The following is a 1,964-nucleotide window of genomic DNA, read 5'->3' as shown; positions in this document are numbered from 1 at the left end:
AACCCCATCCGCTATGTCATTGACCGTAAACGACTTTTCGCGGCGCGCCACTGTCACGACTTATGTGTAATGAGGTGGGTTTGGCGTCGCCGGCCCAGCGCGCATAGATCGTGTTGAAACTTGCCCAATGTGCGACATCGACGACATAGACACGGACCTGCAGCAGCTTCGAAACATCGCTGCCCGTGCCGCTCAGCGCCTTGCCCAGATTGGCCAACACCTGCGCTGCCTGTGTGTCGAAATCGCGGTCCGTGAGCCTGGTGCCGAGCGCGTCAATGGGCAGTTGACCGGACACGAAGACCAGTCCATTGGCAATCGAAACATGACTGTAGTGACCGCCCGGCGTCGCGAGTCCAGCCGGGTTTAACGTCCGCGGAAAAAGCTCTACGCGTCCGGATTGGTACATAAGCGCTGCTCCACGTTAAAAGAGGTTCCTGGCGTCTTTGACAGGCCAGCCGTTGCCGGGCACATACACTATAGAAAGAAAATTTTTTATCATGTTTAATATCCATTGAACCCATCGTTAAAGCCCGCTTAATGATCGAATTGGAAGACATGCGCCTGTTTCGCGCGCTTGGTGTTTCGCCATCGCTTGCTGCCGCTGCGCGGCTGCTGGACCTCACGCCGCCCGCGGTGACGCTTCGTCTTCAGCGCCTCGAAGAGCGCATGGGCGTAAGTCTTGCCACGCGTGCGGCGCGGGGCATTTCGCTCACCACGGAAGGTCAGCGGCTGGTCCAGGAAGCCGTTGAGATCATGGAGCGGATCGAGTCGATTCCGTCACGCGTCTCAGATACATCAAGTGGAGTGAGTGGAAATTTGCGGGTTGTCGCGCCGTTTGGCTTTGGCCGCGCGTATCTCGCGCCGCTCGTCCGCGATCTGCATCGCTTGCATGCGAATCTTGAGATTTCACTGATCCTGTCCGATAGCCCACTCACTGCGGCTCAGGGTGCCGACGTCGTCATATCAATCGGCAATGTCAAGGGATCGTCGTGGGTCGGGCACTATCTCGCGCCCAACGACCGCCTCCTGTGCGCAAGTCCCGCCCTCGCGCGCCGCTTGTCGAAGCTCGCGCATCCGTCGGAACTCACGAAGTTCCCGTGGCTGACACTGCGCGAGAACGACGAGGACGTGACGCGTCTGCGTTTCACGCAAGATGACGCCACGGGAAAGCGACATGCGAAAGCCGTCACTGTGAGGCTTCATGGCGCTTTGTCTTCCAACGACGGTACGGTCGTCCGCGACTGGGCCATCGAAGGAATTGGAATCGTCGAGCGCTCCGAATGGGACGCTGCGCGCCTGATCGCAACGGGAAAACTCAAACGCGTGTTGCCCGCATGGCGTCTCGCATCTGCTCCGGTCATGGCGTTGACGCCAACTCGTCATGGCCTGACGATCCGTCAGCAGGTGTTTCTCGAAGCCGCGAAGCGTGCGTTCGATCCCGTTCCGTGGCGCAGTTGAGGCGAGCGCTCGCGCGACGACCGAACTCGGTCCCGATTCGAACAACGGCCATCCGAAGCAGCACTTACATCAAGCCGACGCGCTTCAAAGCAGGCTCGCCGCGTCATCCAGCACGGATTCGGTAGTGTTTAATTGGGATTAACGCTCGGTTTATCGTTCGTTAAACACAAGATCCGACACCAATCCTATAGTGACGACTCGATCACCTGGCCCGCACGGCGTCATGCCGATCCCCGTGCCCCACTCGCGCATGCAATCGCAAGGAGCCGCAGATGGAATTGCAGTCGCTGAATACCCCCGCCGCATTGATCGATGTTGAACGCATGACCCGTAATATCGAGCGGATGCAGCACCGGCTGAATGCGCTCGGCGTGAGTTTCCGCCCGCACGTGAAAACCACCAAATGCAATCAGGTGGTGCAGGCCCAGGTCGACGCGGGCGCACGCGGCATCACCGTGTCCACGCTGAAGGAAGCCGAGCAGTTCTTTGCGAGCGGCGTGCTTGAC

At 59.3% G+C, this 1,964-nt stretch carries 3 protein-coding genes; 2 read left to right on the top strand and 1 reads right to left on the bottom strand.

All coding sequences use genetic code 11. The features are described 5' to 3' along the window. Positions 1 to 16 precede the first annotated feature (16 nt). Positions 17 to 406 carry a RidA family protein gene (locus tag AWB82_RS36575; RefSeq protein WP_086974098.1) on the bottom strand — a complete coding sequence of 130 codons (390 nt, stop codon included), beginning with the start codon at positions 404 to 406 and terminating at the stop codon, positions 17 to 19. A gap of 131 nt (positions 407 to 537) precedes the next feature. Between AWB82_RS36575 and AWB82_RS36570 the strand changes: the two genes are divergently transcribed. Both AWB82_RS36570 and AWB82_RS36565 read left to right on the top strand, forming a co-directional pair. Continuing rightward, positions 538 to 1,458, top strand: a complete 921-nt coding sequence (locus AWB82_RS36570) for a LysR substrate-binding domain-containing protein (protein WP_086974097.1) — start codon at positions 538 to 540, stop codon at positions 1,456 to 1,458. 272 nt (positions 1,459 to 1,730) lie between these two features. Continuing rightward, positions 1,731 to 1,964: alanine racemase (locus AWB82_RS36565; RefSeq protein ID WP_200818294.1), on the top strand; the 234-nt coding region annotated here is incomplete at its 3' end.

Source organism: Caballeronia glebae, assembly GCF_001545035.1.
Classification (GTDB): Bacteria; Pseudomonadota; Gammaproteobacteria; order Burkholderiales; family Burkholderiaceae; genus Caballeronia; species Caballeronia glebae.
The sequence above is the reverse complement of the archived record's forward strand: the minus strand, read 5'-3'. Positions and strand labels throughout refer to the sequence as shown.

Coding starts and splice junctions, on each gene's coding strand:
- AWB82_RS36575 (WP_086974098.1), bottom strand. CDS start 406: ATGTACCAATCCGGACGCGTAGAGCTTTTTCCGCGGACGTTAAACCCG.
- AWB82_RS36570 (WP_086974097.1), top strand. CDS start 538: ATGATCGAATTGGAAGACATGCGCCTGTTTCGCGCGCTTGGTGTTTCG.